Source organism: Mycoplasmopsis primatum ATCC 25948, from assembly GCF_000702785.1.
Classification (GTDB): Bacteria; Bacillota_I; Bacilli_A; order Mycoplasmatales; family Metamycoplasmataceae; genus Mycoplasmopsis; species Mycoplasmopsis primatum.
The window spans coordinates 1-1,335 of record NZ_JNJV01000058.1; the positions used below are offsets into that span (position 1 = coordinate 1).

Consider the following 1,335-nt stretch of genomic DNA (forward strand, 5'->3'; position numbering starts at 1 on the left):
TAACTGCTCTTTTTTGCACACTAGTTAATTCCATTTTTATTATCCTTTTCAACAGGTTTTAGGGCTGTTAAGTTTAATAAAATTTCTTTTTCATCTGTTTCATAGGCTTTTTCTATATATCAGTCATTTAACATTTGTATAAAATTTGCTTTAATTTTTGTATTGTCTGCTGTTAGTACATCTGAATTATAGTAATCAAGATTGAAGACATCAAGATTTTGTCCATAAGGCTTATTTTTATTTATTCAATCAAAATCATTTTCGCCTTTTGAACCTTTACCATTATTGATTCTAAATAATCTTTCATAGCAAACTTCAATACCAATATTGTTTTCATTGTTAGTCACTAATGTAAATGTTCTATTTCCACCATCTTCTTTATTAAGATTTAAAACTGCATGACCGGTTGTGCCTGAACCAGCGAAGAAGTCTAAAACTCTTGCGTTTTTGTTTGGATGCGCTGAAATTAATCTTTCTAATAAATTTTTTGGTTTCGGATAATCAAATTTATTATTATTAAAAATTTCATTTAAATCGCTTTTTCCTGAAGAGTTAGAATACTTATTATCCATTAGTTTTGATGACGACCAATCAATACCTTGTTTTTTCGCACACAGTTTATATTCTTTATTTATTTCTGTTATTTCAAAATCTTTATAGTTTTTTACATATAACATTGAACTTGAATTTTCAACTATTAGATTATTTTCCAACATTCAATCTATTCTTTTTTTACTAAAAGATCAATGTTTATTTTGTCTTGGTTTAAAAACTTTATTATTTAATAAAACATCAAATGTATATGAAGGATTACCTGCACCACCATCTAGTGGATGTTTAAGAGTATAATTTCCACGCTCATCTTGAAATTTATAATCATCTCAATCACTTTCAATTTTTTCAAACTCCACAACCTTGTTAATGTTTTTATAATAAATCAATACAAAATCAATATCTTTTTGAATATTAGAGTTACCAAATCTACCGCCACCTTTTTTTGTAATTCTCGAAAGAGTAGCAGCAAAATTCTCTTCACCAAAAATTTCATCCATTAAGACTTTTAAATAAGCTTGTTCTGTATCATCAATTGACACAAAAATAACACCATCATCTTTTAAAAGTTGGCGAGCTAATTTCAGTCTTTCATTCATCATATTTAGCCAGCCATTGCGACTAAATTTGTCCCGATAAATAAATTTTGAAGCATTAACATCTTCTTTTTCAGAAAAGTTGTTTCCGTCAGTGCTTGCTGATTCGGTATTATAAGGAGGATCAATATAAATTACATCGTAATTAGATTCTGAATTGCGACTCTCTCTCTCTCTCTCTCTCTCT

1 protein-coding gene is annotated in these 1,335 nt (G+C 28.1%); it reads right to left on the bottom strand.

Going from position 1 to position 1,335, the window contains the following annotated elements; all coding sequences use genetic code 4:
* Positions 1-20: 20 nt before the first annotated feature.
* A partial coding sequence (locus T386_RS0104200; protein ID WP_029513864.1) for a site-specific DNA-methyltransferase occupies positions 21-1,335 on the bottom strand: 1,315 nt, incomplete at its 5' end.